The 24,693-nt window shown below is 67.5% G+C and carries 28 protein-coding genes, 3 tRNA genes and 1 riboswitch; of the genes, 19 read left to right on the top strand and 12 right to left on the bottom strand.

Annotated elements, in window-relative coordinates; translation table 11 throughout:
• The first annotated feature begins 80 nt into the window (after positions 1 to 80).
• The 3 genes from E7V67_007685 (at position 81) to E7V67_007675 (ending at position 1,622) form a co-directional block, all read left to right on the top strand.
• Positions 81 to 284, top strand: coding sequence for a hypothetical protein (locus tag E7V67_007685; GenBank protein ID WUR14979.1), 204 nt, complete (start codon positions 81 to 83; stop codon positions 282 to 284).
• Positions 284 to 946 carry a hypothetical protein gene (locus E7V67_007680; GenBank protein ID WUR14978.1) on the top strand — a complete coding sequence of 221 codons (663 nt, stop codon included), beginning with the start codon at positions 284 to 286 and terminating at the stop codon, positions 944 to 946. Before E7V67_007685 ends, E7V67_007680 begins: the two co-directional genes overlap by 1 nt.
• Before the next feature lie 85 nt (positions 947 to 1,031).
• On the top strand, positions 1,032 to 1,622 hold the full coding sequence (locus E7V67_007675; GenBank protein WUR14977.1) for a hypothetical protein: 591 nt from the start codon (positions 1,032 to 1,034) through the stop codon (positions 1,620 to 1,622).
• A gap of 151 nt (positions 1,623 to 1,773) precedes the next feature.
• On the opposite strand, the gene E7V67_007670 is transcribed toward E7V67_007675, so the two are convergent.
• From E7V67_007670 to glyA, 10 genes are all read right to left on the bottom strand, one after another.
• Positions 1,774 to 2,397, bottom strand: a complete 624-nt coding sequence (locus E7V67_007670) for a riboflavin synthase (protein WUR14976.1) — start codon at positions 2,395 to 2,397, stop codon at positions 1,774 to 1,776.
• Between the two features lie 44 nt (positions 2,398 to 2,441).
• Entirely contained in the window at positions 2,442 to 3,527 is a 1,086-nt protein-coding gene (ribD, locus tag E7V67_007665; protein ID WUR16239.1) for a bifunctional diaminohydroxyphosphoribosylaminopyrimidine deaminase/5-amino-6-(5-phosphoribosylamino)uracil reductase RibD, read from the bottom strand.
• Between the two features lie 59 nt (positions 3,528 to 3,586).
• The gene (locus E7V67_007660) at positions 3,587 to 4,195 is read right to left on the bottom strand and encodes a GspH/FimT family pseudopilin (protein ID WUR14975.1); all 609 of its coding nucleotides are present in this window, start codon (positions 4,193 to 4,195) and stop codon (positions 3,587 to 3,589) included.
• The gene (locus E7V67_007655; protein ID WUR14974.1) at positions 4,123 to 4,596 is read right to left on the bottom strand and encodes a type IV pilin protein; all 474 of its coding nucleotides are present in this window, start codon (positions 4,594 to 4,596) and stop codon (positions 4,123 to 4,125) included. The genes E7V67_007660 and E7V67_007655 overlap by 73 nt, the downstream gene beginning before the upstream one ends.
• A complete protein-coding gene (locus E7V67_007650; GenBank protein WUR14973.1) occupies positions 4,593 to 6,710 on the bottom strand; it encodes a PilC/PilY family type IV pilus protein in 2,118 nt (705 codons plus the stop codon). Before E7V67_007650 ends, E7V67_007655 begins: the two co-directional genes overlap by 4 nt.
• Before the next feature lie 7 nt (positions 6,711 to 6,717).
• Positions 6,718 to 7,269, bottom strand: coding sequence for a pilus assembly protein (locus E7V67_007645; GenBank protein WUR14972.1), 552 nt, complete (start codon positions 7,267 to 7,269; stop codon positions 6,718 to 6,720).
• Between the two features lie 29 nt (positions 7,270 to 7,298).
• Positions 7,299 to 8,225 (bottom strand): PilW family protein, encoded by a 927-nt coding sequence (locus E7V67_007640; GenBank protein ID WUR14971.1) that lies wholly within the window; start codon positions 8,223 to 8,225, stop codon positions 7,299 to 7,301.
• Positions 8,222 to 8,764: a type IV pilus modification protein PilV gene (gene pilV / locus E7V67_007635; GenBank protein ID WUR14970.1), complete on the bottom strand. Its 543-nt coding sequence runs from the start codon at positions 8,762 to 8,764 to the stop codon at positions 8,222 to 8,224. Before pilV ends, E7V67_007640 begins: the two co-directional genes overlap by 4 nt.
• Before the next feature lie 186 nt (positions 8,765 to 8,950).
• Positions 8,951 to 9,421: a transcriptional regulator NrdR gene (nrdR, locus tag E7V67_007630; GenBank protein WUR14969.1), complete on the bottom strand. Its 471-nt coding sequence runs from the start codon at positions 9,419 to 9,421 to the stop codon at positions 8,951 to 8,953.
• A gap of 109 nt (positions 9,422 to 9,530) precedes the next feature.
• Positions 9,531 to 10,778 carry a serine hydroxymethyltransferase gene (glyA, locus tag E7V67_007625; protein WUR14968.1) on the bottom strand — a complete coding sequence of 416 codons (1,248 nt, stop codon included), beginning with the start codon at positions 10,776 to 10,778 and terminating at the stop codon, positions 9,531 to 9,533.
• 90 nt (positions 10,779 to 10,868) lie between these two features.
• Positions 10,869 to 10,978, bottom strand: a riboswitch (ZMP/ZTP riboswitch).
• Between the two features lie 186 nt (positions 10,979 to 11,164).
• Here glyA and E7V67_007620 point away from each other — a divergent pair.
• From E7V67_007620 to E7V67_007565, 12 genes are all read left to right on the top strand, one after another.
• Positions 11,165 to 11,917 (top strand): SDR family NAD(P)-dependent oxidoreductase, encoded by a 753-nt coding sequence (locus E7V67_007620; GenBank protein ID WUR14967.1) that lies wholly within the window; start codon positions 11,165 to 11,167, stop codon positions 11,915 to 11,917.
• Between the two features lie 149 nt (positions 11,918 to 12,066).
• Positions 12,067 to 12,480, top strand: coding sequence for a tol-pal system-associated acyl-CoA thioesterase (gene ybgC / locus E7V67_007615; protein ID WUR14966.1), 414 nt, complete (start codon positions 12,067 to 12,069; stop codon positions 12,478 to 12,480).
• A 62-nt stretch (positions 12,481 to 12,542) separates the two neighbouring features.
• Positions 12,543 to 13,235: a protein TolQ gene (gene tolQ, locus E7V67_007610; protein WUR14965.1), complete on the top strand. Its 693-nt coding sequence runs from the start codon at positions 12,543 to 12,545 to the stop codon at positions 13,233 to 13,235.
• Positions 13,236 to 13,247: 12 nt separating this feature from the next.
• Positions 13,248 to 13,688 (top strand): biopolymer transporter ExbD, encoded by a 441-nt coding sequence (locus E7V67_007605; protein ID WUR14964.1) that lies wholly within the window; start codon positions 13,248 to 13,250, stop codon positions 13,686 to 13,688.
• A gap of 4 nt (positions 13,689 to 13,692) precedes the next feature.
• Positions 13,693 to 14,646, top strand: a complete 954-nt coding sequence (tolA, locus tag E7V67_007600; GenBank protein WUR14963.1) for a cell envelope integrity protein TolA — start codon at positions 13,693 to 13,695, stop codon at positions 14,644 to 14,646.
• Complete coding sequence (tolB, locus tag E7V67_007595) at positions 14,646 to 15,917, top strand: Tol-Pal system beta propeller repeat protein TolB (protein ID WUR14962.1); 1,272 nt, start codon at positions 14,646 to 14,648, stop codon at positions 15,915 to 15,917. Before tolA ends, tolB begins: the two co-directional genes overlap by 1 nt.
• Positions 15,918 to 15,954: 37 nt before the next feature.
• Complete coding sequence (pal, locus tag E7V67_007590) at positions 15,955 to 16,485, top strand: peptidoglycan-associated lipoprotein Pal (GenBank protein WUR14961.1); 531 nt, start codon at positions 15,955 to 15,957, stop codon at positions 16,483 to 16,485.
• A gap of 94 nt (positions 16,486 to 16,579) precedes the next feature.
• The gene (ybgF, locus tag E7V67_007585) at positions 16,580 to 17,326 is read left to right on the top strand and encodes a tol-pal system protein YbgF (protein WUR14960.1); all 747 of its coding nucleotides are present in this window, start codon (positions 16,580 to 16,582) and stop codon (positions 17,324 to 17,326) included.
• A 99-nt stretch (positions 17,327 to 17,425) separates the two neighbouring features.
• Positions 17,426 to 17,501: transfer RNA gene (locus tag E7V67_007580), tRNA-Lys, on the top strand.
• A 31-nt stretch (positions 17,502 to 17,532) separates the two neighbouring features.
• A tRNA-Lys gene (locus E7V67_007575) sits at positions 17,533 to 17,608 on the top strand.
• A 22-nt stretch (positions 17,609 to 17,630) separates the two neighbouring features.
• A tRNA-Lys gene (locus tag E7V67_007570) sits at positions 17,631 to 17,706 on the top strand.
• A 190-nt stretch (positions 17,707 to 17,896) separates the two neighbouring features.
• Positions 17,897 to 18,343 (top strand): RidA family protein, encoded by a 447-nt coding sequence (locus E7V67_007565; protein ID WUR14959.1) that lies wholly within the window; start codon positions 17,897 to 17,899, stop codon positions 18,341 to 18,343.
• Between the two features lie 12 nt (positions 18,344 to 18,355).
• Here E7V67_007565 and E7V67_007560 read toward each other — a convergent pair whose 3' ends face one another.
• Complete coding sequence (locus E7V67_007560) at positions 18,356 to 18,904, bottom strand: PEP-CTERM sorting domain-containing protein (GenBank protein ID WUR14958.1); 549 nt, start codon at positions 18,902 to 18,904, stop codon at positions 18,356 to 18,358.
• Between the two features lie 408 nt (positions 18,905 to 19,312).
• On the opposite strand from E7V67_007560, the gene E7V67_007555 reads away from it, so the two are divergent.
• From E7V67_007555 to E7V67_007545, 3 genes are all read left to right on the top strand, one after another.
• The gene (locus E7V67_007555; GenBank protein ID WUR14957.1) at positions 19,313 to 22,315 is read left to right on the top strand and encodes a M12 family metallo-peptidase; all 3,003 of its coding nucleotides are present in this window, start codon (positions 19,313 to 19,315) and stop codon (positions 22,313 to 22,315) included.
• Positions 22,316 to 22,432: 117 nt separating this feature from the next.
• Positions 22,433 to 23,002: a cohesin domain-containing protein gene (locus tag E7V67_007550; protein WUR14956.1), complete on the top strand. Its 570-nt coding sequence runs from the start codon at positions 22,433 to 22,435 to the stop codon at positions 23,000 to 23,002.
• Between the two features lie 205 nt (positions 23,003 to 23,207).
• A complete protein-coding gene (locus E7V67_007545; GenBank protein WUR14955.1) occupies positions 23,208 to 23,675 on the top strand; it encodes a hypothetical protein in 468 nt (155 codons plus the stop codon).
• Between the two features lie 7 nt (positions 23,676 to 23,682).
• Here the strand turns inward: E7V67_007545 and E7V67_007540 are convergent, their stop codons facing one another.
• Positions 23,683 to 23,931, bottom strand: a complete 249-nt coding sequence (locus tag E7V67_007540; GenBank protein ID WUR14954.1) for a hypothetical protein — start codon at positions 23,929 to 23,931, stop codon at positions 23,683 to 23,685.
• 154 nt (positions 23,932 to 24,085) lie between these two features.
• Between E7V67_007540 and E7V67_007535 the strand changes: the two genes are divergently transcribed.
• Positions 24,086 to 24,676 (top strand): YigZ family protein, encoded by a 591-nt coding sequence (locus E7V67_007535; protein ID WUR14953.1) that lies wholly within the window; start codon positions 24,086 to 24,088, stop codon positions 24,674 to 24,676.
• The last annotated feature ends 17 nt before the right edge of the window (positions 24,677 to 24,693 follow it).

Here is a 24,693-nt window from a genome sequence, read left to right as displayed (position 1 = left end):
AGCGGCATCCAGTCGATGGCCGCGGCAATTGCAGAGCGGATAATTCGCTATACTCCGGGACTGGCTTCCGGACAAATCCCATGAGATCGCTCGATCGGCGCAAAACCTGGTGCATCGTCGCCCTGCTGGTGCTGGCCGGCGGCCATGCCGCCTCCTACCGCGTGCCGAATATCCTGAACGATCATGGCCGGGCCGGGCCCGAGTGGCCGCTGCTGTTCGGCAGCGCGGTCGTGCCATCGGCTGCCAAGGATCTGTGGCACACCTTCGAGGACAACTGGCACTGATGCCCGCGCTGCAGATCGGGCTGGAGGCATGGCTGGTGCTCGCGCTGGTCGGCCGCGTGCGCGCCCTGGTGCGCACGCGCGGCAACGTCGACGAGGCGCTCGCCAGCGAATTGACCACGCGTTTCGGCAAGCTGGCACCCGCGTTCCTGTTCGAGGCGCGCGCCTGGTACTACGGGCTGTTCCTGCGCGACGGCGCGGCGCTGCGCTTCCGCGGCGACCGGCATTTCACGTACCATGCCAACCAGGGCAATGCCTCGACGCAGGCCGCGTTCATCTTCGTGCTGCTGATCGAGCTGCCGCTGGTGCACCTGCTGCTGCACTTCGTGGCGCCGGCGCCCTGGATGGCCTGGGCCGCCGATGGCCTGCAGTTGTGGACCTTGCTCTATCTGGTTGCCGAATACCACGCGCTGGCGCCCGGTGTCGCTGGACGGCGCGACACTGCTGCTGCGCTACGGCGTGCTGGCGGCGGACCAGGCGATCCCGCTGTCCAGCATCGTCGCGATCGACCGCTGCGGCAACGACGTGCGCCGCCGGCGCGGCGTCATACGGCTGCGGCAGTGCGGCGCGCTGAACGTAGCGCTGACCTTGCAGGCCGGCATACGGCTGCCCGGCTTGCTCGGGCCATTGCGGCCGGTGCACCAGATTTACCTGGGCCTGGATGATCCCGAGGGCTTTATCGCGGCGGTGCGGACGAGGCAGGCCCCCGCACGTGTCGAGCAATAACCTGAGAGGACTGATGTGACATTGATGGGGAACGCCGTTGCCGGCGTGGAGGTGGGCAAGCGCAGGCTCGATGGCGCGCTGCTGGTGGATGGCAAATGGAAGACCCGCTCGCTTGACGCGACGCACGACGGGGAGGACGAGCTGATCGAGTGGTTCCGCAAGCAGAAGACGGGGCTGGAAGCAGTGCACTTTTGCGTGGTGCAGGGAGACTTCCTGGCGCAGGCCATCGCATTCGAGCTGCACGATGCGGGCCTGCACGTCAGCTACGTGGCGGCCGACGATATCCGCGCGTTCGCCCACGCCGAAGGACTGACGGTACGGGCTGGCAGGCTGGGGGCGGACGTCGTCGCGCGCTACTGCGCGGCGCGGCGGCCGGAAGCGTGGGCGGCGCCATCGCCACAGCAGCGCACGATCGATGAGATCCGCCAGCGGCTGGCGGACCTCGAGGCGATGCGGGACACGGAGATGGCCAGGGCTGAAGAGGCCCGCGCCCGCGGCGTCACGGCACGGCTGGAAGATATTCTTGCGCACGTCGCCTGGCTCGATGACTCGATCGCCGAGTTCCGCCAGTCGCTTGCAGAGCTGATCGAATTGCGTACGGATGTGCCGGCATAGAATCCGGCAGGGGTCTGTCCCTGCACAGGGACAGACCTGAAGTTGGGTAATCCGGCGCAGCGCTGCCGAACTTCGGGGCCAGTCCCCTCGTGGCGCCGCCGGCAAGCGCAACGTCCTGACTTACCGGGGAAAGACCCAGGCCCGCAGCGCTTCAGCTGCTCTTCTGCTCCACCGACAGCATGCGCTCGACGTAGCGCGCGATCAGGTCGATTTCCAGGTTGACCTTCGACCCCACCTTCAGGTGCTTCAGGGTCGTGACCTGGATCGTGTGCGGGATCAGGTTGATCGAGAAACGGCAGCCTTCGGCCACGTCCTCGACGCGATTCACCGTCAGCGAGACGCCGTTGACGACGACCGAGCCCTTGAACGCCAGGTACTTGGCCAGCTCGCGCGGCGCTTCCACCACCAGTTCGTACGATTCGCCCACGGGCTCGAACTTGCGCACGGTGCCCAGGCCGTCCACGTGGCCCGATACCAGGTGGCCGCCCAGGCGCTCGGCCAGGGTCAGCGCCTTTTCCAGGTTCACTTCGGCGGGCGTGTCCAGGCCGGCGGTGCAGTTCAGGCTCTCGCGCGAGACGTCGACGACGAACGAGTGCTCCGTCTTTTCCACCACCGTCATGCAGGCGCCGTTGATGGCGATCGAGTCGCCCAGGCCGACGTCCGCCAGCGGCAACGGGCCCGCGTCGATGTCCAGGCGTACGCCTGCGTCATGGCCACCCGGCAGCGGGGTGACGGTCTTGATCTTGCCGACGGCGGCGACGATTCCAGTAAACATGCTCGATTCCTGTGGTTGGCGGCGCCGCAGCGGCGCCGGGTTGTCTAGTTGGTGGCCTGGTCCGTGAAGCGGGCCAGGATGCGCAGGTCTTCGCCGACGCTGCGCACTTCATGAAATTTCAGGGTGCGTTTGTGTTCCAGGCTGGCCAGCGCAGGCAGCGCGAACATGCCCTGCGCGTCGCCCAGCAGGGTGGGCGCCAGGTAGACCAGCAGCTCGTCGACGCAGCGTTCGCGCACCAGCGAGCCGTTCAACTTGGTGCCCGCCTCCACGTGCAGCTCGTTGACCTGGCGCCGGCCCAGCTCGCGCATCAGTTCCGGCAGGTCCACCTTGCCATGCGCATTGGCCAGCGTGATGACCTCCGCGCCCAGGTCGCGCAGCCGCGCTTCCTTGTCGTGATCGCGTACAGCCGCCACGACCAGCGTGCCACCGCCGGCCAGCACCTTGGCGTTCGGATCGATTTCCAGCCGGCTGTCCACCACGATGCGGCGCGGCTGGCGCGGCGTCTCGACGGCGCGCACGTTCAGTTGCGGATCGTCGGCCTTGACGGTGCCGATGCCGGTCAAGATCGCGCAGGCGCGGGCGCGCCAGGCATGCCCGTCGGCGCGCGCCGCCGCGCCCGTGATCCATTGGCTGCTGCCGTCGTGCAGCGCCGTCATGCCGTCCAGGCTGGCCGCCGTCTTCAGGCGCACCCACGGCAGCTGACGGCGCATGCGCGAGAAGAAGCCGATATTCAGTTCATAGGCCTCGTCCGCCAGCGGGCCTGACAGCACCGCCACCTCGATACCGGCTGCCGCCAGCCGCGCCATGCCCTGCCCCGCCACCAGCGGATTCGGGTCTTCCATCGCCGCCACCACCCGCCCCAGCCCGGCGCGCACCAGCGCGTCGCAGCAGGGCGGCGTGCGGCCGTAATGGCTGCACGGTTCCAGGGTGACGTAGGCCGTCGCGCCGTGCACGTCGTGGCCGCGCCGCGCCGCGTCCTTCAGCGCCTGGATTTCCGCGTGATCCTGGCCGACGGGCTGCGTGACGCCCGCGCCGATGACGACGCCATTCTTGACGATCACGCAGCCGATGTGGGGGTTGGGCGAGGTCGTGTACAGGCCCTTCTCCGCCCATTGCAGGGCCAGGCGCATGCCTTCGCCGTCGTTGCCGATGTTCGTGTCGTTCATCGCTTCCTGTCTGCCTTGCCAGGTCATTCCGCCGCCGCTTCGCAGCCGCTGTCGCGGGTCGGATCGCACAGCCTTGCGCGGCCCAGCATGTTGATCTTGATGTTGCGTGCCTCGTCCCCCGTGCGCAGCGACAGCGTGCCCCAGTTGGCGGCACTGGCATTGCCGGCACGGCATGAACGGCCGGCACTATTATAGGCGACATACCAGGGCGGCGCAGCGGCCGACAGCCGCGCCCAGATGCGCAGCCCGTCCGCCACCGGGCCATGGCGGAACAGCACTTCGTCGCCGGCCCCGGGCCGGCCGTCGCCGTCGCGGTCGGCAAACACCACCCAGCCGCGCTCCCAGGCGATTCCGCGCGCCTCGCCGGGCGCCACGACGACGATCTCGCCCCGCCCCAGCGCCTGGGCCCGCGCCAGGTGCAACGCCGCCAGCAGGTCGGTCGCGGCGGCCCGGATCTGCTGGCGCGCGGCGAATGCGCGCAGGTCCGGGACGGCCGCGCCCAGCAGCACGCCGGCCACGGCCAGCGCGATCAGCGCTTCGACCAGCGTGAACGCCGCGCTCAGCGCCAGCAGCGCGGGTCGGCGCCGCTGGCGCGCCGCTCGCCCAAGCTGGTCAGGATCAGTTGGCCGCATGGTGCATCCCTGAAGTGAACGTCGACCCGGCGCGTACCAGGGGTGGCGACCAATTGCACGCATTCGTCCAGCGGCTGGTCGTCGCACGGCTGGCCCGCGATCTCATACGCGCTGCGCTCCGGCCTCGTGCCGGACCACCAGCGGAACTGCCGCGCATCGCCGTCCGTGCTGTCAGGCCCGAACGCGACATAGCGGTTGTGCAGCGTGTAGTAGCGCTCCTGCTGCTGCATCAGGCGCTGCAATGCTGCCTGCGCTTCGGTACGGCGCGCCCGGACCAGTTGCTCCTGGTAGGTGGGCAGCGCCACCGCACCGACGATGCCGCAGACGGCCAACGCCACCAGCGCTTCCGGCAGCGTAAAAGCCCGCTGGCGCAGGTACCGGCGGCCCTCTGCGGCACTCATGGCGGTCTCCCGGCACCGCCACCGTGCCGCGTGGCCGCGGCATGCAGCTGGCGCCAGTTCAGCACCTCGCGCCAGCTCAGGCGCCCGGCCGGCCGGCTGGCGCGGCTGGCCGCCCCACGCGTCACCGTGCCAGCGGCACCCAACGCCAGGTGATCTGTCGTACGCATTACCTGCCGGCGCATGCCCGGCAGAGCCGGCGCCCCAGGTACATGGGCAGGCGGCCGCGCCAACAGCAGCGGCGGGCCATCGGCGAATTCCGGCAGCAGCGACCCCGTTACGTTGCCGCTGATGGGAGTTCCGCCATCGCCGGGCGTGAAACCCGACAGGGCATCGAGCACGTAGGCGCGACTGGCGCTGTCGGCGCACGGGTCCTGGCCTGGCAATACTGTATTGAAGGCCACGTTACCGTCCGTCACCGTCGCGCTGGCGATGCTGCGCTCGCCGCTTGTCGCGCTGTCGGCAAAGTCCAGGTACCAGCCTTTCGGACGCTCGCCGGCCCCCACGGCCTGGTTGCGTCCCGCCACGGTAAAGCCGCTGCCGGCCGAGGCGGCACGGTGCAGCCGCCGCTCCAGCAGGTCGGCGCGCGTCAGCACGCTGGCCGGCCGCGGCAAGGCCGGATCGTCGTACACGGCATAGAACGACTGCGGCGTGAAGCGGGCCGGATCACGCTCCGCGCGCGACTGCAGCTGGCCGGTGCCGAACAGCACCAAATACCCGCCGCCGAGCGCGTGCACGACCTTCGGCTGCTGCGTGATCGGCTGGGGCGTGCCGGCCGCGTCGCGCGCCACGAACACGGGCCGGCGCGGCACCCCGCCGCGCCAGGGCGCCGGCCGCGTGAAATCGAAGCGCCACAGGTTGCCCTGCAGGTCGCCGGCATAGGCGTGGCGCACGATGTCGTCGGCGTCCGGCACCAGCGCTGGCGCCGACAGGGCATTGGCCGATCCCGGTTCCCCCGGCGGCAGATCGAGCCGATAGAAGCTGACGTCGCGTCGCCAGGCTGCCAACGGTGGCTTGTCCAGCGCCAGCACGAACAACGCGGCCGTGCCGGCGGCGCTGCCGCTGCCATTCCCGGCCAGTGCAAAGTCGCGGTACTGCGGCACGCCGGCCCGTTCGCGCACCTGCAGCCGCGCCACCTGGGCCGGGGCCAGCACATTGCCGATGGCTGGATCGTCGCGCTCGCCGAATTCCCACAAGGCGGTCGTGAATTCGGCCGGGTCCGTGACGTCGAGTGCGAACAGGCCGCGCGCGCCCATGCCGGGCGATGCCACCAGCACGGTACGCCAGGCGCCGTCGATGCTGGCTTCGCCCAGCGCCAACGGTCCGTCCACGTAGGGCCGGTGCACGTAGTCCGGCGCCGTCAGGGCACCCAGCGCGTGCGCCAGCAAGGCCGGCACGTAGGCGAACAGCTCGGCGCCGCTGCGCGCGTCGAACGCATGCAGCATGCCGTCGTTGGCGCCCAGGTAGACGGCGGGGACGCGGCGCGATGCAATCCGGCGGAACGCGCCATACGCCGCTTCGCCGACACGCGACGGCAGACTGGTGGCAGCGCCGGCAAACACGGGAGCGCCGTGCACCGCGTCGCCCAGCACCCCGCTGCGCACGCGCAGCCCGCGTCCCTCCAACCGGCGCTCGCCGCGCAGCCACGCCAGCCGCGCCGGCCCGGCCGCATCCACGCCAGCCAGCGGCGGCCAGCTCAACGCCGCCTGCAACGCGCCGGGCAGCTGCTCCCACAGGAACGGCACCGTGCGGCCGCCATCGAACGTATGAATGCGCCGCGCAGCCAGGTCCGTGCGCGCCAGCAGAATCCCGGCATCCCACGACGGCGCCTGCAGGCGCAACGCCCCGTCCGCGTCGCGCACCAGCGGCGTACGCGTCAACGTGCCGCTGCCGCGGGCCAGTTCATAGGCGGCGCGGAACACGCTGGCCTCTTCCGGGCCCGTGGGCGCAAGCCTGCCGCGCGGCACGCTCAATGCCGCACCGTGCACCGTACGCGCATACGTGTCGCAGCCCAACGCAGCCTGCTCGCCCATGCCCCGCTCGGCCGCCCGAGCCATCAGCGCGGCGAACAACGTCAGCAGCAGCGGCAGCGCCAGGGTCAATGCTCGCGCCCGCATCCTGGCCTCACTCGTCCGCCGGACGCCAGGTCGATTGCAGCACGACCTGCGTACCGGGCCGGCTGCCGAAGCCAACCGCCGTCACGCGGTACAGGTAGCCCTCGGCGGCACCGGCTTCCGCACCGGGCGGCCGGTACGGCAGCCGCTCGACGATGTAACGGGGCTTACGCAGGGGCAGCAAGCCATCGGCGCTTTCCGTGACGGTGCCGGTAAAGCTGCCCAGTGCCACGCTGCGGCTGGCGTCCGCCAGGTCGACGGCCTGCCACGGCGGCGGCTCGCCAGCGGCGCCGCGGGCACACAGGCCCAATGCCAGGCCGCTGCCGCAGCCGGCTCCGAAGCTGTCCGGTGCGCGCAGCAGCGCGCGCCGCTCCGCCGGCACGGCGGCCAGCCCTTCGATTTCCAGTTCCGCATCCATCAACGCATCCTCCGCCGCTTGCAGCGCGATGTGCCGGTCCCGCTCGGCGCGCGCCGACTTTTCTCCCATCAGTGCCACGCTGGCGGACGACGCCGCCAGCAGCAACACGGCCGCCAGCATCAGCAGGCTGACCACCAACGTCACCCCGCGTTGCCGGCACCTGCAGGCGCGGCTCACAGCCCGCCCCGGTTGCGCACCGTCACGGCCGTTTCGAACAGGCGGCGCGGCCGCGCGCGCAACGGGGTCGGCAGCGTCGCCTCGTCGATACGCGTGCCCGGATCGGCCGCCGCGTAGGTTTCCCCGAACAACGCGTAACGCAGCGGCCGCCCGCCATCGCGCATGCCGGCCTCGCCGTGCAGCAACAGTGCGACCCGTACGGTGACGACACGGTGCCAGTGCGAGCGCCGGCGACGGTCCAGCGCGCGCTCGCTGGCCGTGTCGCCACGAACGTCCAGCGTCGCATCCAGCGCGTCAATCGCCGTGGCGTTCAGGAAGCGGTTGGCGACGCCATCGGCCGGCGTGTCGGCATCGACGCCGTACAGCACCTGGAAGCTGTCGACGCCGCGCACTACGGCATCGGCGCTCCAGCCGCCGCTGTCGGCGCGGTACTTGCAGCGCAGCTCGGCCTCGCCATCGTCGCCCCGCGCCACATAGAAGATGCTCCAGCCCTGTGCGCCCGCGCCGACGGCAAAGCCGGCACAGTCGCTGACCGAGCCGTCGCCGCCGCCGCTGCCCGAGCCGCCAAAGCGCACGGCCAGCACGTCGCTGCCGTTGACGGCCGCCGGCAGCCCGGCCGCGATGCCCGGCCCCGTGCGGCTGACGCTGCGGGCATCGAGCCCGCCGATGGCGGCGCCCTCCTCCGCCGGCAATGCGCCGGGGCCGGCAGGGTCGGCATACCCGGCCTGGCGCAGTGACTGGCCGACCAGCGCCAGCGCATAGCGGCCACCGTCGTTCAGCCGCGTACTGGCGCCCTGGAGCAGGAAGTCGCCATTGGCGCTGGCCAGCATGGCGGCCGACGCCAGCGCGACCAGCATGCCCAGCACCAGGGCCACCAGCATTTCGGCGAGACCGACGCCGGTGCAGCGGCGCGGACCCGTCATGGCGCCACTCCCGCCACCGCCATCGCCACACCGGCGACGACACCGCTGTCGTCGTCCGCCAGCGGCGTGCCGTCCGGGTTCTTGCCGCGCCAGCCGATCTTCACCACGACAGGCGCGCCGGGCGCGGCGCTGCATGGCCAGCGCAGCCGGCCGGCATGCCACGCATGCGCATCGCGGCATACCCGGGCACGCCCGGCAGGCAGGCTGGTGCGGACCATGCGCTTCAGCTCGTAAACGTCCAGCGCCGCCAGGGCCGCCGGTGCGCAGGCGGTGTCCTGGCACAGGCTGCGCGGCGGGGCCGGAGTGGGTTCGATGGCGGCGTCATAATCCAGGCTCAAGTAGACCGGGCGCTGGCCAGCGTTGGCGCGGATTCGCTCGGCCATTGCCGCGGCAGCCTGCACGGCGGTCGACAGCAGCGCCGATTCCTGGCGCGCGCGCATTGCGTGCAGCTGCATGGCCGTGCCGCCGACCAGGCCGACAGCCAGCACCAGCACGGCGACCAGCACTTCGATCAATGTGAATCCCCCGGCGACACGCATGACGCACCTCCCGCTGACAAGTTAGGCGACGATGCCGGTCAACGGTTGAGTTATCTCAAGGATGAGCTGTTTATGGCGAGAATTTCCGAGTGGAAGTTGCGCAGCGGGATTGCGTAGAGCGAAAAGCCGGATCGCCGGAAAGCTGGGGTCGGACCCGACGGGTCCGACCCCGTCACTCGGCGTAACTCAGTCGGCGCGCGGCTTGCGCTCTTGCCCCGCTTCCTCGATGGCGTCCTGAAACTCGGCCAGGTCTTCGAAGTTCTTGTAGACGGAGGCGAAGCGGATGTAGGCGACCTTGTCCAGCCGCTTCAATTCCTGCATGACGAGCTCGCCGATATGGTTCGACTCGACTTCGCGCTTGCCGCTGGTCAGCAGCTTTTCCGTGATCGACTGCACCGCCAGGTCGACGGACGCGGCCGCCACCGGCCGCTTGCGCAGCGCCAGCATCAGGCTGTCGCGCAGCTTGGCTTCCGAGAATTCGGTGCGGCTGCCATTCTTCTTGACCACGAAGGGCATCGAAAGTTCGATCCGCTCATACGTGGTGAAGCGCTTGTCGCATTTGCCGCAGCGCCGGCGGCGCTTGATGGCGTCCCCCTCCTCCGATACACGGGTATCGAGGACGTGGATTTCATCGTGCTGGCAGAACGGACATTTCATGGACAGAGCAAATCAAGGGATAAAAAAGCGCCGGACCTCGCAGTCCGGCGCTCGCATGGTAACAACCCCGGTCAGGCCCGTAAAGCCTGACCGTATTTCGAACCGCTGATCAGGCCGCGTAGACCGGATATTTGTCGGCCAGCACCTTGACGGCGGCCTTGACACGCTCGATGGTGGCGGCGTCGTGCGGGTTGTCCAGCACGTCGGCGATCAGGTTGCCCACTTCCTCGGCTTCCGCTTCCTTGAAGCCGCGCGTCGTCATGGCCGGGCTGCCCAGGCGGATGCCGGACGTGACGAACGGCTTCTGCGGGTCGTTCGGAATGCCGTTCTTGTTGCAGGTGATGTGGGCGCTGCCCAGGATCGCCTCGGCTTCCTTGCCGGTCAGGTTCTTGGCGCGCAGGTCGACCAGGAACACGTGCGACTCGGTGCCGCCGGAAACGATGCGCAGGCCACGCTTGATCAGCGTTTTGGCCAGCACGTCGGCGTTCTTGATCACTTGCGCCTGGTAGGCCTTGAAGTCCTCGCCCAGCGCTTCCTTGAACGCGACGGCCTTGCCGGCGATCACGTGCATCAGCGGGCCGCCCTGGATGCCGGGGAAGATGGCCGAGTTGATGATCTTCTCGTGCTCGGCCTTCATCAGGATGATGCCGCCGCGCGGGCCGCGCAGCGACTTGTGCGTGGTGGACGTGACGAAGTCGGCGTGCGGCACCGGGTTCGGGTACAGGCCGGCGGCGATCAGGCCGGCGTAGTGGGCCATGTCGACCATGAAGTAGGCGCCGATGGCCTTGGCGACCTTGGCGAAGCGCTCCCAGTCGATCTTCTTCGAGAAGGCGGACGCGCCGGCCACGATCAGCTTCGGCTTGTGCTCGTGGGCCAGCTTTTCCATCGCGTCGTAGTCGATGTCTTCCTCGGCGGTCAGGCCGTAGGAAACCACGTTGAACCATTTGCCGGACATGTTCAGCGCCATGCCGTGGGTCAGGTGGCCGCCTTCGGCCAGCGACATGCCCATGATCGTGTCGCCCGGCTTCAGCACGGCGAAGAACACGCCCTGGTTGGCCTGCGAGCCCGAGTTCGGCTGCACGTTGGCCGCTTCCGCGCCGAACAGCTGCTTGACACGGTCGATGGCCAGCTGCTCGACGACGTCGACGTATTCGCAGCCGCCGTAGTAGCGCTTGCCCGGGTAGCCTTCGGCATACTTGTTGGTCAGCTGCGAACCCTGCGCCTGCATGACGGCCGGGGAGGTGTAGTTCTCCGAGGCGATCAGCTCGATGTGGTCGTGCTGGCGGCGGTTCTCGTTCTGGATGGCGCCGAACAGCTCGGGATCGATGGCGGCGAGGGTGTGATCTTTTGCGAACATGGTTTAACTCCGATTAGGACTGGCAGATAGGATCGAATGACGCCGCCGGCACTTCGTCGGCAGCCCGGGCGCGCAAACGCGCGCTTCCATCGTGGCTGCCCAGGCGAACGGCTGTTGAAATCTCACGTTCCCCGGTGGGACCCCACCTTCGCGCGCCAGTCCGGGGACCGCGCCGCTTTTCGCCAGTTACGTGAGACATAAATGGAGTCAGGATTGTAGGGGAAGTGCTCCCGGAGAGCAAGAAGTGGAGGAAAAAGCAAGATTCGCCGTGGAGATGGGCGTGGCTGGTGGGAATCCGTGAGAATTCATGACAATACTGTCGGATCGGCTACAATCGACGGGTTTGTCGTCTGTCCTTGCCCCTCCATTTGATACGGGATGCACACATGATCGTCTTCATTACCGGCGCGACGGCCGGCTTCGGCGCCGCGATGGCGCGCGTTTTCGCCGGCAACGGCCACAAGGTATTGATCGCGGGCCGCCGCGAGGACCGCCTGGACGCCCTCGCCTTCGAACTGGGCCCGAACGTGCGCACGGTGCCGCTGGACGTCACCGACAAGGCCGCCATCCAGGCCGCGCTGGCGGCGCTGCCGGCCGGCTGGCGCGACATCGACGTGCTGATCAATAATGCCGGCCTGGCGCTGGGCATCAAGCCGGCGCACGAGGCCGTGCTGGAAGACTGGGAGACGATGATCGCCACCAACTGCAGCGGCCTGGTGACGATGACGCGCGCCGTGCTGCCGGGCATGGTGGCCCGCAACAGCGGCCTGGTCATCAACCTGGGTTCCGTCGCCGGCCACTACCCCTACCCGGGCGGCAATGTGTATGGCGCCACCAAGGCGTTCGTCGAACAGTTCACGCTCAATCTGCGCGCCGACCTGGTCGGCACCGGCGTGCGCGCCACCAACCTGGCGCCGGGCCTGTGCGGCGGCACCGAATTCTCCAACGTGCGCTTCAAGGGCGACGACGCGGCCGCGGCCAAGGTCTACGAAGGCACGACGCCTTTGAGCGCGGAAGATATCGCCGCCACCGCCTACTGGATCGCCACGCTGCCGCCGCACGTGAACGTCAACCTGATCGAGCTGATGCCGACCTGCCAGGGCTTCGCGCCGTTCGCCATCAAGCGGACGGCATCATAAGCGCCATTCGTAAGCCTTTGTTACAGCCGTCACGTGCGCGGCGGGGATTTGCTTTAATGCCCGCCTGAGCAGTTTCGCAATAGAAAACTTTCGGCAACGTTTTCAAAAAATGACGTATGATGTTGCCCAATAACACTAGCAATTCAACCATGCCATCAGAGTTCACCTGGGAAGTCCGTGTCTACTACGAGGATACGGACGCGGGCGGCATCGTCTACTACGCAAACTACCTCAAATTCTTCGAGCGGGCCCGGACCGAGTGGCTGCGCGCCGTCGGCATCGGTCAGCAGGTCTTGCTGGCCGAGCACGATGCGATGTTTGTCGTCAAGAACGTGAGCGCGGACTATCATGCGCCGGCCAAGCTGGACGATGTACTAAACTTAACGTTGACTATCGAGAAGCTGGGCCGTGCTTCCGTCGTGTTCCGGCAGGAAGCGTGGTGCGGCACGACCCTCCTCAATACGGCGCGCGTCAAGGTCGGCTGCGTCGATTCGGCGCTGCGGCCGCGCGCCGTGCCGGAAGCGGCCGCCACGCGCATGCGCGCCCTGCTGCCGGCCGCGTGACCGGCGCCGCGCTGATGCCGGACCCAGACTAAAAACAGACCGAACCACCAGACCGAGACCCAATGAACGCCACCCAGGATCTTTCCTTTATCGCCCTCATCGCCAACGCACACCTGATCGTCCAGCTGATCATGGCGCTGCTGCTTGGCATCTCGCTTGTCAGCTGGACCTATATCTTCAAGAAAATGTTCGACGTGCGCGCCGCGCGCCGCCTGACGATCGACTTCGAAAAAACCTTCTGGGCCGGCGGCAACCTGCACGCGCTGTACCAGAACGCCAGCAGCAACCGTGTCAGCAGCGGCGCGCTGGCGCGCATCTTCGAGGCCGGCATGGGCGAGTTCATCAAGGGCAAGCAGGCCGCGTCCGCCTCGCGCGAAACGCTGGACATGGGCGCCATCCTGGACGGCGCCCGCCGCGCCATGCGTGCCGCCTTCCAGCGCGAGATGGATGCGCTGGAATCGCATCTGGCCTTCCTGGCCTCGGTCGGTTCGGTGTCGCCGTACATTGGCCTCCTGGGCACCGTGTGGGGCATCATGAACGCGTTCCGCGGCCTGGCCAACGTGCAGCAGGCCACGCTGTCGGCCGTTGCCCCCGGCATCGCCGAAGCGCTGATCGCCACGGCGATCGGCCTGTTCGCCGCGATCCCGGCCGTTGTCGCCTACAACCGTTTTTCGCACGACATCGACCGCCTGGCGATCCGTTTCGAGAGCTTCGTCGAGGAGTTCTCCAACATCCTGCAGCGGCAGTCGCGCTAACGGGAGACCAGCATGGCCTCTTCCTTCAACAGCGGTGGCATGCGCGGCGGACGCGGGCGCAAGCTCAAGTCCGAGATCAACGTCGTGCCGTACATCGACGTGATGCTGTGCCTGCTGATCATCTTCATGGTCATGCCCAGCTCGAACAACCCCAGCTCGATCGACCTGCCGCACGCGGAGAAATCCGTGCGGCCGCCCGATGCCTACATCCAGGTGACGATCAAGCCGAATGGTGCGCTGTCGATCGGCGTGGCGGGCAAGAATGCGGATGCGCCGGAAACGGCGCCCAATCGCGATGCGCTCGTGAAAAAGCTGCAGGCGCTGCACGAGGACAATCCCGACTACCCGGTCTTGATAGCGGGCGACAAGGAAAGCAAATACGACGACGTGATCCAGCTGATCTCCGAAGCGAAGAAGATGGGCATCGCGCGGGTCGGCCTGGCAACGAAGTGACGGCATGACGACAGCGACACAGTTCACCGAAGGCAGCCCCTACCGCGTGCCGAAGCACGACAGCGGCGGGCGCGCGTTCGCGCTGGCGATCGGCATGCATGCGCTGTTGTTCCTGTTCCTGTGGGGCGGGATCAACTGGCAGAACTCCGAGCCGGTGGCCGTGGAAGCGGAGGTGTGGGACCTGTCGACGCAGCAGGCCGCGCCGAAGGCGCCGCCGCCCGAGCCGGAACCGGAACCGGAACCGGTGCGCACGCCGCCGCCGGCGCCGACCCCTGCCCCGCCGCCGGAAAAAGTGGCGCCGCCGAAGGTCGATCCGGACATCGCGCTGAAGAAGGAGCGCGAGAAGAAGCAGGCGGAAAAGCTGGCGGCCGAACAGGAAGCCAGGGAGCGCAAGCTGGAGCAAGAACGCAAGGAAAAACTCGAGCAGAAGAAACTCGAGGACAAGAAGCTCGCCGAGAAGAAAAAGCGCGAAGAGGAAGAAAAGCAGAAGCTGGCCGAGGAAAAAGAACAGGCCGAGAAGAAGAAAGAAGACGACAAGAAAAAGGAACTGGCGAAGAAGAAGGCCGCCGCCGAAGCGACCGCCAAGCTGGAGAAGCAGCGCGCCGAGGAAATGCGCCGCATCCTGGGCTCCGCCGCCGGCGGCACCGGCACGGCCGAGAAATCGACCGCGCCGAAGTCGGACAGCGGTTACAAGGCGGCCGTCGCGGCGAAGATCAAGAGCAATATCAGCTACGCGGGCAGCCAGGACGTGCCGGGCAACCCGAGTGCCGAGTTCCAGATCACGCAATTGCCAACTGGGGAAATTATTTCGGTCCGAAAGATCAAGAGCAGCGGCATTCCCGCCTACGATACCGCCGTGGAGAACGCGATCGCCAAGTCGTCGCCTCTGCCGAAGAAGAAAGACGGTACGGTGGAGCGGGAGATTACCGCGGCATTCAAACTGAAAGACTTGCCTTGATGCGAACTATGAAAAAACTCAATACCGTATTACTGAGCGCCGGCCTGCTGGCCGCCCTGTCCGCCCAGGCGCAGCTGCGCGTCGAAATTTCCGGCGTGGGCAGCAACCAGATTCCCGTCGCGGTGGCGACGTTTGCCGACGAGTCCGTCTCGCCGACGCAGATCTCAAAAGTCATCAAGACCGACCTGGAGCGCTCCGGCGCGTTCAAGGTCATCGACGCCGGCACAATTGCCGACGTCAACAACGTCGACCTGTCGGCCTGGAAATCGAAAGGCGCGGACGCCGTGGTCGTGGGCACGGTGCAGAAAGCGGCGGACGGCACGTTTGCCGTGCGTTACAAGCTGATGTCGACGGTGCAGAACAGCAAGCTGTCGCAACTGGACCAGCAGGCCGCGCCGCAGTTCACGCGCCTGGCCGGCCACAAGATCGCCGACGACGTGTATGAAAAACTGACCGGCGTACGCGGCATCTTCGCCACCCGCATCGCCTACGTCACGCAGCAGGGCCGCTCGTACCGCCTGGAAGTGGCGGACGCGGACGGCGAGAACGTGCAGCTGGCACTGTCGTCGAACGAGCCGATCATCTCGCCATCGTGGTCGCCGGACGGCACCAAGGTGGCCTACGTCTCGTTCGAGCAGAAGAAGCCGGTGATCTACGTGCAGAACCTGGTCACGCGCCAGCGCACCGTGATCGCCAACGAGAAAGGCAGCAACTCGGCGCCGGCCTGGTCGCCGGACGGCAGCAAGATCGCCGTGGCGCTGTCGAAGACGGGCAATACGCAGATCTACATCGCCAATGCCACCGGCGGCGGCCTGCGCCGGGTATCGAACAGCACCGGCATCGATACGGAGCCGCAGTTCTCCGCCGACGGCCAGTCGATCTACTTCACCAGCGACCGCAGCGGCGGCCCGCAGATCTACCGCATGAGCGTGAACGGCGGCGATGCCCAACGCGTGACGTTCAGCGGCAGCTACAACATCAGCCCGCGCATTTCCTCCGACGGGAAATCGCTGGCCTATATTTCCCGGCGCTCCGGCAACTTCCAGCTTTATGTGATGGATCTGGCCAGCGGCCAGGAGCAACGTCTGTCGGACAACACGAACGACCAGGCCCCCAGCTTCGCCCCGAACGGCAAGTACATCCTGTACTCGACCGAATCGGGCGGACGCAAGGCGCTGGCCGTCGTGTCGGTGGATGGCCGGGTCAAGCAACGCCTGACGATCCAGGCGGGAGCAATCAAGGAGCCCACCTGGGGTCCTTTCATGAAGTAAAGCAGCAATACCTTTCACAACGACCAGGAGAAATAACATGCGTAACGTAAAAAGTCTCGCCTTCATCATCACCAGCGCAGCCCTGCTCGCTGCTTGCTCGTCGCCCGTCAAAGTGACCGAACCGGCACCGGTAGTGGAAAGCAAGCCGGCGGAACCGACCGCCCAGGCCGAGCCGACCCGCACCGTCGCACCGGTGGAAACCAAGTCGATCGACCCGCTGGACGATCCGAAAGGCGTGCTGGCCAACCGCAGCGTCTACTTCGACTTCGACAGCTACGTGGTGCGTGAAGACGGCAAGCCGGTCGTGGAAAACCACTCGCAGTACCTGACCAAGAACAGCAACCGCCAGATCCTGATCCAAGGCAACACCGACGAACGCGGCGGCGCCGAATACAACCTGGCACTGGGCCAGAAGCGTGCCGAAGCCGTGCGCAAGGCGATGACCGCCCTGGGCGTACCGGAAGGCCAGATCGAAGCCGTTTCGCTGGGCAAGGAAAAGCCGAAGGCCGAAGGCCACAACGAGGAAGCATGGGCGCAAAACCGCCGTGCGGACATCGTCTACAAGTAATCCCGGCAGCACAAATCCCTTTCACGGGTACAACGGGGCAATGCGCGGCTATACTGCGTGTTGTCCCGTTTTTTATTGGAAAGCGTAGAGAAACATGATGAAATTCGCCAAGACGGCCCTCGCGCTGGCGTTTGCCGGCCTGTCCCTGCATGCAACCGCCGGCGTCTTCGACGACGACGAAGCGCGCCGCGCCATCCTGGATCTGCGTGCCAAGGTCGAAGCGCTGAGCAAGGACATCAATGCCCGCCTCGACACCAAGGCCGAGAAAAGCGTCACGCTCGACATGCTGAACCAGCACGAGCAGACGATGCAGGAAATCGCCCGCCTGCGCGGCCAGCTGGAAGTGCTGGAAAACGAGATCACCATCGCCACCAAGCGCCAGAAGGACTTCTATGCCGACCTGGACGCGCGCCTGCGCAAGCTGGAGCCGCGCGAGGTGGAAATCGACGGTAAGACCGCCTCCGTCGACCAGGGCGAACAGAACGCCTACGACGCGGCCATGCAGCAGTTCAAGGAAGGCAACTACGAAGCCGCCGCCACGTCGCTGCAGGCCTTCGTACGTAAATACCCCGGCTCGGCCTACGCCGCCGGCGCGCAGTACTGGCTGGGCAACGCCTATTACGCGCAGCGCGACTGCAAGAACGCCATCCTGGCCCAGCAGCAGGTCATCAAGAACTACCCGGACAGCCCGAAGGCGCCGGACGCGATGCTGAACATCGCCAGCTGCCAGACCGAGCTGAAAGCGGTGAACAACGCCAAGAAGACGCTGCAGGACCTCGTCAAGAACTACCCGAACACGACGGCGGCGCGCACGGCCAAGGAGCGCCTGGGCAGCAAGTGATGCCGGAGCCGGGGCAAAGCATGCCGCCGGCTTAACGGATTTGCTCAACAGCATTTGACAACGACGGCCGGGGCATCCTATAATCCCGCTTCTTTCGGAGGGTCGTTAGCTCAGCTGGTAGAGCAGCGGACTTTTAATCCGTTGGTCGCAGGTTCGAATCCCGCACGGCCTACCACTCGAAAGATCGTTGTTTGTTGTACTGCAAGGGGTCGTTAGCTCAGCTGGTAGAGCAGCGGACTTTTAATCCGTTGGTCGCAGGTTCGAATCCCGCACGGCCTACCACTTGCAAAAAAAGTTTTACCTTGGGTCGTTAGCTCAGCTGGTAGAGCAGCGGACTTTTAATCCGTTGGTCGCAGGTTCGAATCCCGCACGGCCTACCAAGAATTCACGAAAACGCCAACCTTCGGGTTGGCGTTTTCGTTTTGGCGCTCCGGCCAGCGCCGCCTCCCCAAAATTGGCTACTACCTGCCCGGCTGACGGGTAGATGCGCCGGCGCCGCCCCTCGCCTATCCTGCCGGCAGCACATCGGGTTCGCGCCACCCGGTGCCATCAACCGTCACAGGGGAAGACATGCACACCACTTTGGAAAAGAACACCGCCAACTTCGGCGTCGCCTGGGAACAGGCATACGGCTACAGCCAGGCCGTGAAGGTCAAGGATACGATCTACGTGTCGGGCCAGCTGAGCCACGACAGGGACGGCCAGCTGGTCGCGCCCGCCGCGCTGGACGAACATGGGCGGCCGCGCGACTTCGACAATATGGCGGAGCAGATGCGCCAGACCTATCGCAATGCCGCCGAGCTGCTGGCGCAATTCGGCGCGACGCTCGACCACGTGGTCGAGGAAACGCTGTATGTGCTGGACGTGGGTGCGGCCTTCAAGGCCGCCGGCGCGGTGCGCAAGGAGGTATACGGCAGCGACCAGCCGGCCGTGGCCAGCAACCTGATCGGCATTTCCCAGCTGGCGTTTCCCGATCAGCTGATCGAGATCACGTTCCGCGCCGTCGTGCCGGACTGACGCAACCAGGCCTCAGTCCGCCCGGCGCCGCCGCGCCACCACCCCGATCGCCGCCAGGCCTACGCCCAGCATGACGACGGTCGCCGGCTCCGGCACCGCGTTGATGACGAAGCGCGTTTCCGGCGTCCACAGCAGGTTCGACGCGATCGTGCCGCCACCTTGCGTGTAGCCGAAAAAGCTCAGCTGCGAACCGGCGATGGTCGAGCCCGATGAGCGCGAGGCGTCGTCGGCATACGTCCACTCGGAGACGAAGTTGAGTTTGCTCAGCCCCAGGTCGTAGGTGAACTTGTGCAGCTCGCACTGGCCCGGGCCACAGGGCCGCCCGCCGCGGTCGATGTAGAGCTTGTCGTCCCAGCTGAAGTGCGTCAGCTCAGTGATGTCGAGCTCGCCGTTACCGTCGCTGTCCTCGCCTGCGAAGCTGCCGCTGTAACGCAGGGTTGGATCGAACACATTGGTTTCCCCGTTCAGAAAGCCCGTATAGCTGAAATCCCAAGAGGTCTCGGCCGACGCGCCGGCCGCCGCCGCGCCGAGCGCCGCAGCACACAATAGTTTCGTCCACATGGCAGACTCCCATCCTTACAAAAAGTTCCACGACACTAGCAAGTGATAAGTCAGCTTAGCAGACCCATCTGATGATGTCGCGCGCCCATCTAACATAACGCGGAGCATGCCTGGCGGGCTGACCCGGGCCCTTCATGCTCGTCCATTTGCCGGCGTGCCGGCGCCCCCGGCGCATACCGCCTTCCTAGACCAACTCGCCCCCTGGCGCAATAGCTTTATCTTCTTTACAACAGCCGACTAAATACGGTTGTGACAGCTAGACAATTCAGCAATACTTGGCCGTTGCCTTAAAAACATGCCGCCCGTACAACGGACGGCGGGCACGCGACCGCCGGCCGTCACAGGACAGGACCACAACACAGAACGGCCACCGAAGTGTAGAGAATCCGATACCCGAAAGGACACCGCATGAGAATCAAGCTTTCGCCCCCGTCCGCACCCGATGGGCTGACCCGACCGACCAAGCGCGGCCCCGGCGCACGCACCACGCTGGCCCTGTGCATCGCCCTCGGATGGGCCGCCGCCCTCGCCCCGGCCCACGCGGCGCAGGCGAGCGCGCCGGTGTCGACCCAGGCGGCGGCCGCGTACTGGCAAAGCGTGCCGGTGCCGACGGAATCGTTGACCGTGGGCGGCGGCCGCCAGCTGTCCGTCAAGCCGCGCAAATTCCATGCGGCCACCCTGGACAAGGGCGGCATGCGGTCGCTGACGGCCGGCGCGCCGATGGAGCGCCGCGACGGCGCCGTCGTCGGCGAGCAGACCATTTCGCTGCCCCATCCGGACGGCGGCTACCAGCGCTTCGTCATCGTCGAGTCGCCCGTAATGGAAGCGGGCTTGGCCGCCAAGCACCCGGATATCAAGACTTATAAAGGCAAGGGCGTGGACGACCCGGGCGCGACGCTGCGCATGGACATCACGCCGCTGGGCCTGCACGCCTCGGTGCGCTCGCCGAACGGCGGCTGGTATGTCGATCCGTACTATCACCTGGACGACAGCCTGTATGCCAGCTATCACCGGCGCGACCTGCCGAACCAGCATGGTCCGCTGCTGGAAAAACCGCTGGCGGAAGCGCAGCTGACGCTGACCCGCGGCTTCTACCGCGCGGGCGACGCGCTGGAAGTGCGCGGCGTCGGCTTCGCGCCGGGCGCCAGCGTCAACCTGACCGTGCGCGCCGAGGGCGACAGCGCACCGCTGCGCACCGTTACCGCCACCGCCGACCAGGACGGTACGGTGAAGGCGACGCTGACGGCCGACCCGAACGGCAACCCGGGCGCCTACGAGGTCACGGCCAGCGACGGCCGCAACACCAGCGCGGCAGCCTACCACGTGGTGCGCGAGGACGCGGCCGTCGAGGCCAGCACGGGCAGCCAGCTGCGCACCTACCGCCTGGCCCTCGTGACCGACCCGTCGTACGCCAGCTATTTCGGCGCGGCCAACGTCACCGCCGCCAAGGTCACGCTGATCAACCGCGTCAGCCAGGTGTACGAGGACGAGACGTCGATCCGCCTGGTGCTGATCGACGCCACCGACAAGCTCAACCTGAACACGGCGGCCGAGATGACGGGCGCCGATGGCCCGTGCGGCGCCACCGCCTGCTACACGCCGAGCCAGGCCAGCGGCTGCAGCAGCAGCCTGCTGGGCCGCAACCGTATCGTCACGGGCCTGCTGGCCGGCGCCAGCAACTTCGACGTCGGCCACATCGGGCTGGGCCTGAACGGCGGCGGCATCGCCAGCCTGGGCGTGGTGGGCGGCAGCGCCAAGGCGCAGGGTTGCACCGGCGTACCGACGCCGGTGGGCGACCTGTTCGCGGTGGACTACGTGGCGCACGAGCTGGGCCACCAGTTCTCCGGCAACCACACGTTCAACGGCGTCACTTCCAGCTGCTCGGGTGGCAACCGCAATCCGGAAACGTCGGTCGAGCCGGGCAGCGGCTCGTCCATCATGGCCTACGCCGGCATCTGCAGCACCGACAACCTGCAGCCGCACAGCGACCCGTACTGGTCGCAGCGCAGCTTCGACGAGATCGTCAGCTACGTCAGTGGCGCCGAAAGCGTGCTGAACGAAGTCCAGATGGTGGCGCTGCGCAAGTTCGCGACCGACGGCCAGCAATTCCAGGTCCGCTGGAACGGCAAGCTGTCCGCACCGATCGTGCGCGGCCGCAACTACAGCGTCGGCGCGCTGAAGGAAGCCATCCAGAGCATCGAGGGCTGGCCGGCCGGCGCCACCGCCGCCATCAGCAGCGTCTCGGACACGGGCTTCACCGTCACGTTCAACGGTACGCTGGCGGGCACCAATGTCGCGCAGCTCGAAATCGTCAACTGCACGGGCGGTTGCAGCGCCGTCGTGGGCGAGATCACCGCCGGCGGTCCGACCGCGCGCGGTGGCAAGGTCAGCGCGACCGGCAACGCGGCACCCGTCGTGACGGTGCCGGCCGGGTACGCGATCCCGCTGCGCACGCCCTTCGCGCTGACCGGCAGCGCGGCCGATGCCGACGGCGACCCGCTGACCTACCTGTGGGAGCAGACCGACCGCGGCGGCAACGGCGGCACGGCACTGCTGGACAACACCAAGACCAGCGGCCCCCTGTTCCGCCAGTTCGGCGTGCGCGCCGTCGTGACGAGCAGCGGCACGATCCAGTACAACTCGCCGGGCGAGAACCAGACGACGGCCGACCCGACCCGGGTGTTCCCCGATATCGCGCAGATCCTGGCCAACAACACGAACGCGGAAACGGGCGCCTGCGCGACGCCGGCCTCGAACCCGACGGCGGCCGACATCGACTGCTTCTCGGAATTCCTGCCGACCGCGGACTACGTCGGCCTGCCGGGTGTCAATCCGCGTGCGCTGAACTTCCGCCTGACCGTGCGTGACGGCCAGGGCGGCGTGGGCAGCGCCAGCACGCGCCTGACGCTGGCGCCGGACGCGGGCCCGTTCCGCGTCACGTCGCACAACGCGGCGGCGACGGTCAACGCGGGCTCGACGCAGACCGTCACCTGGAGCGTCGCCAACACCAATGCCGCGCCGGTGAATACGCAGAACGTGCGCATCACCCTGTCGCTGGACGGCGGCAAGACGTTCCCGCACGTGCTGGCGGAAAGCACGCCGAACAGCGGCAGCACGGCGGTCACCTTGCCAGCCGTCGCCTCGAAGACGGCACGCATCAAGGTCGCGGCCGTGGGCAACGTGTTCTTCGACGTCTCGAACGCGAACTTCACGATCCGGCTGGCGGGCGACGTCAACGGCGACGGCACTGCCGATTGCGCCGACCTGACCATCGTGCGCGGCGCATTGGGCAAGCGCAGCGGCCAGCCCGGGTATGACGCCCGCGCTGATGTCAACGGCGACGGCGTGGTCGATATCCGCGACCTGAGCGGCGTCTCGCAGCTGGTAGCCAAGGGCTCGTCCTGCAGCTGATGCGGCACCACGGCGCGGCGGGCCAGCCGGCCCGCCGCATCGGCAGACTCCCGCCGGCATGCCGGCGGGTCCATCAACGCCCGCGGGCCGCGCGCGCCTGGGGCAAAGGAGATTAATGTGAATAGTTGGCAAGCCTGGAATAACCGCCTGTTGATCGCGCTGCTGCTGGGCGCAGCGTCCGCACAGGCATTGGCCGCTCCCGTGTTGTCCGTCAGCGCAACCCCGAACCCGGCCGTACTCGGCTCGACGGTCGACCTGAGCGTGCTGATCGCCGATGTCAGCGACCTGTATGGATATCAGTTCTCGCTGTCGTTCGATCCGGGCGTCCTGCGCGCAACCGGCGTCACCGAAGGCGCCTTCCTGGGTTCCGGCGGCAATACGGTCAGCGGCTACGGCAGCATCGACAATACGACCGGTGCCGTCTCGTTCGTCTACAACACGCTGGTGGGACCGTCGGCCGGCGTCAGCGGCGGCGGCGCGCTGGCGCACATCCGCTTCGACGTGATCGGCGTCGGCACCACCCCGCTGACGTTCTCGGACGCGCTGTTCCTCGACTCGCGCTTGGGCGAGGTGGCCGTGCGCATCGAGTCGACGCCGCTGCAGGCCGTGCCGGAACCGGGTGCCTACCTGATGCTCGGTGTCGGACTGGTCGGCCTGGCGGCGCTGCGGCGGCGCCGGATCGGTTGAGCGTCACAGTCATGACCGGGCCCTGCCAGCGCAGGGCCTTTTTTCATGCCGCGCCGGTCCATTGCCAAATTCAATGACCAACGGCCCGGTTACGTGCTAAGGTCATGCCATCCCTTCGGCAGCATGGCTGCAGGATCGCCGCACGATGCTGCCAGGCTTCCTGCGACACTTTCCGCGAGACTTCAACGGCAGTTGCGAGGCTCAGATGACCATCGATCAGCGCAAGGACCAACAGACCGCGCTGGCTGTCGCGGCCGCACTGGATATCGACCTCCTGTGGGGCTGCGTCAAGGCCTGGCGCCATATGCGCATGCGCGAAGTGCCGCGCCACGTGGCATTGCGCGTGCTGTCCCGGGGCGGGCCGCGGCGGGCCACGGATGCCCGGCATCCCGGCACGCGCGAGGACCGGCTGCGACGGTCGATGCCTTGTATTTCGGCGCGCAGCCCGAGCGCGCCCTGCCCGCGCAGCAATGTGGAACTGGCGACGATCATCGACCAGGCGCTCGTGCTGCTGGAGCGCCACGACCGCCATTACGCCGAAGAGTTCCTGCGCATGCACTGCGTGGGCACGGCCACCATCATGCGCGTGTTGTACGACCCGAACCGGCGCCGCAGCGGCGCGCGCCGGCAGCCGGCCAGCCAGCCGGAACACAGCGGCGCGCTGGCGCCCTGAGTCGCCGTCAGGTGCTGGCGCCGGGCAGGCTGTCGCGCTCCCGCGCCGGCACGCCGTACCAGTGCGGCGCACAGCTGGCACCGGCACGCGCGCTGCCGTCGCCCAGCAGCACGCGCCGGATCGTGGCCGCGGCAACGCCCTGGTTCTCCAGGTAATGCGCCGCGTAGCGCCAGCCGTGCGTGCAGGCAACCGATACCCCATGGTCGATGATGTGGGCGGTGGCGCTGTCCCTGCGTCGTTCGTCGATGACTCCCATGCTGTCGCCTCCCTTCTCATGACTGACGGGCGGCCTTCACCTTAGCACGCGGGCGCATGCCTGAGCGATTGGAATTGCCTACCGGATCGCCCGCCACTGCACGGTCAGGCCCGCGGCCCGGTACAATCGGCGCTCCATCCGTTCACGCTCCCCCATGCCGCATACCCTCGCCACGCCCTGCTTTGCCGACCTGACCATCAAGAAAAGCCGCTTCCTGGCCTGCGTCCAGCCGATGAGCGACCGGGCCGCCGCCCAGGCCGTCGTCGCGCAGCTGAAGGCGCAGCATCCGGGCGCCGCGCACGTCTGCTGGGCCCTGCTGGCGGGTGGCCAGTCAGCCGCGGTCGATGACGGCGAGCCCAGCGGCACTGCCGGCCGGCCCATGCTGGACGTGCTGCGCCACCAGGACCTGGAGGGGGTGCTGGCAACGGTGGTGCGCTACTTCGGCGGCGTCAAGCTGGGCGCCGGCGGCCTGGTGCGGGCGTATACGGACAGCGTGGCCCAGGCCCTGCTGGCGGCCGAGCGGATCGCCATCGTCAAGGCGCGCACGCTGCACTGCGCCGTGCCGTATGCGCTGGAGGGCCTGCTGCGGCGCGAGCTGGACGCCGCCGGCGCCACGCTGGGCGACGTGCTGCATGGGGACGAGGTACGGATGGCTTTCACCTTGCCCGAGACGGCCGCGCCGGCGCTGGTGGCGCGGCTGAACGAAGCGGGCAACGGCCGCGTGCGCTGGCGCGAGCCGGATTGAGCCCCTTGGGGATGGCG

The organism is [Empedobacter] haloabium, assembly GCA_008011715.2.
GTDB classification, from domain to species: domain Bacteria; phylum Pseudomonadota; class Gammaproteobacteria; order Burkholderiales; family Burkholderiaceae_D; genus Rugamonas; species Rugamonas haloabia.
The sequence above is the reverse complement of the archived record's forward strand: the minus strand, read 5'-3'. Positions and strand labels throughout refer to the sequence as shown.

Bases quoted from the DNA above. Each gene is read 5' to 3' on its own strand.
- E7V67_007605 (WUR14964.1), top strand. From the start codon at position 13,248: ATGGCCTCTTCCTTCAACAGCGGTGGCATGCGCGGCGGACGCGGGCGC.
- ribD (WUR16239.1), bottom strand. From the start codon at position 3,527: ATGCGCCTGGCCCTGCAATGGGCGGAGAAGGGCCTGTACACGACCTCG.
- E7V67_007535 (WUR14953.1), top strand. From the start codon at position 24,086: ATGCCGCATACCCTCGCCACGCCCTGCTTTGCCGACCTGACCATCAAG.
- E7V67_007640 (WUR14971.1), bottom strand. From the start codon at position 8,225: ATGACGGGTCCGCGCCGCTGCACCGGCGTCGGTCTCGCCGAAATGCTG.
- E7V67_007565 (WUR14959.1), top strand. From the start codon at position 17,897: ATGCACACCACTTTGGAAAAGAACACCGCCAACTTCGGCGTCGCCTGG.
- E7V67_007660 (WUR14975.1), bottom strand. From the start codon at position 4,195: ATGCGGCCAACTGATCCTGACCAGCTTGGGCGAGCGGCGCGCCAGCGG.
- tolQ (WUR14965.1), top strand. From the start codon at position 12,543: ATGAACGCCACCCAGGATCTTTCCTTTATCGCCCTCATCGCCAACGCA.
- E7V67_007650 (WUR14973.1), bottom strand. From the start codon at position 6,710: ATGCGGGCGCGAGCATTGACCCTGGCGCTGCCGCTGCTGCTGACGTTG.
- E7V67_007670 (WUR14976.1), bottom strand. From the start codon at position 2,397: ATGTTTACTGGAATCGTCGCCGCCGTCGGCAAGATCAAGACCGTCACC.
- glyA (WUR14968.1), bottom strand. From the start codon at position 10,778: ATGTTCGCAAAAGATCACACCCTCGCCGCCATCGATCCCGAGCTGTTC.
- pilV (WUR14970.1), bottom strand. From the start codon at position 8,764: ATGCGTGTCGCCGGGGGATTCACATTGATCGAAGTGCTGGTCGCCGTG.
- E7V67_007540 (WUR14954.1), bottom strand. From the start codon at position 23,931: ATGGGAGTCATCGACGAACGACGCAGGGACAGCGCCACCGCCCACATC.
- E7V67_007555 (WUR14957.1), top strand. From the start codon at position 19,313: ATGAGAATCAAGCTTTCGCCCCCGTCCGCACCCGATGGGCTGACCCGA.
- E7V67_007680 (WUR14978.1), top strand. From the start codon at position 284: ATGCCCGCGCTGCAGATCGGGCTGGAGGCATGGCTGGTGCTCGCGCTG.
- tolA (WUR14963.1), top strand. From the start codon at position 13,693: ATGACGACAGCGACACAGTTCACCGAAGGCAGCCCCTACCGCGTGCCG.
- tolB (WUR14962.1), top strand. From the start codon at position 14,646: ATGCGAACTATGAAAAAACTCAATACCGTATTACTGAGCGCCGGCCTG.
- ybgF (WUR14960.1), top strand. From the start codon at position 16,580: ATGATGAAATTCGCCAAGACGGCCCTCGCGCTGGCGTTTGCCGGCCTG.
- ybgC (WUR14966.1), top strand. From the start codon at position 12,067: ATGCCATCAGAGTTCACCTGGGAAGTCCGTGTCTACTACGAGGATACG.
- E7V67_007620 (WUR14967.1), top strand. From the start codon at position 11,165: ATGATCGTCTTCATTACCGGCGCGACGGCCGGCTTCGGCGCCGCGATG.
- E7V67_007685 (WUR14979.1), top strand. From the start codon at position 81: ATGAGATCGCTCGATCGGCGCAAAACCTGGTGCATCGTCGCCCTGCTG.
- E7V67_007655 (WUR14974.1), bottom strand. From the start codon at position 4,596: ATGAGTGCCGCAGAGGGCCGCCGGTACCTGCGCCAGCGGGCTTTTACG.
- E7V67_007545 (WUR14955.1), top strand. From the start codon at position 23,208: ATGACCATCGATCAGCGCAAGGACCAACAGACCGCGCTGGCTGTCGCG.
- E7V67_007675 (WUR14977.1), top strand. From the start codon at position 1,032: ATGGGGAACGCCGTTGCCGGCGTGGAGGTGGGCAAGCGCAGGCTCGAT.
- nrdR (WUR14969.1), bottom strand. From the start codon at position 9,421: ATGAAATGTCCGTTCTGCCAGCACGATGAAATCCACGTCCTCGATACC.
- pal (WUR14961.1), top strand. From the start codon at position 15,955: ATGCGTAACGTAAAAAGTCTCGCCTTCATCATCACCAGCGCAGCCCTG.
- E7V67_007560 (WUR14958.1), bottom strand. From the start codon at position 18,904: ATGTGGACGAAACTATTGTGTGCTGCGGCGCTCGGCGCGGCGGCGGCC.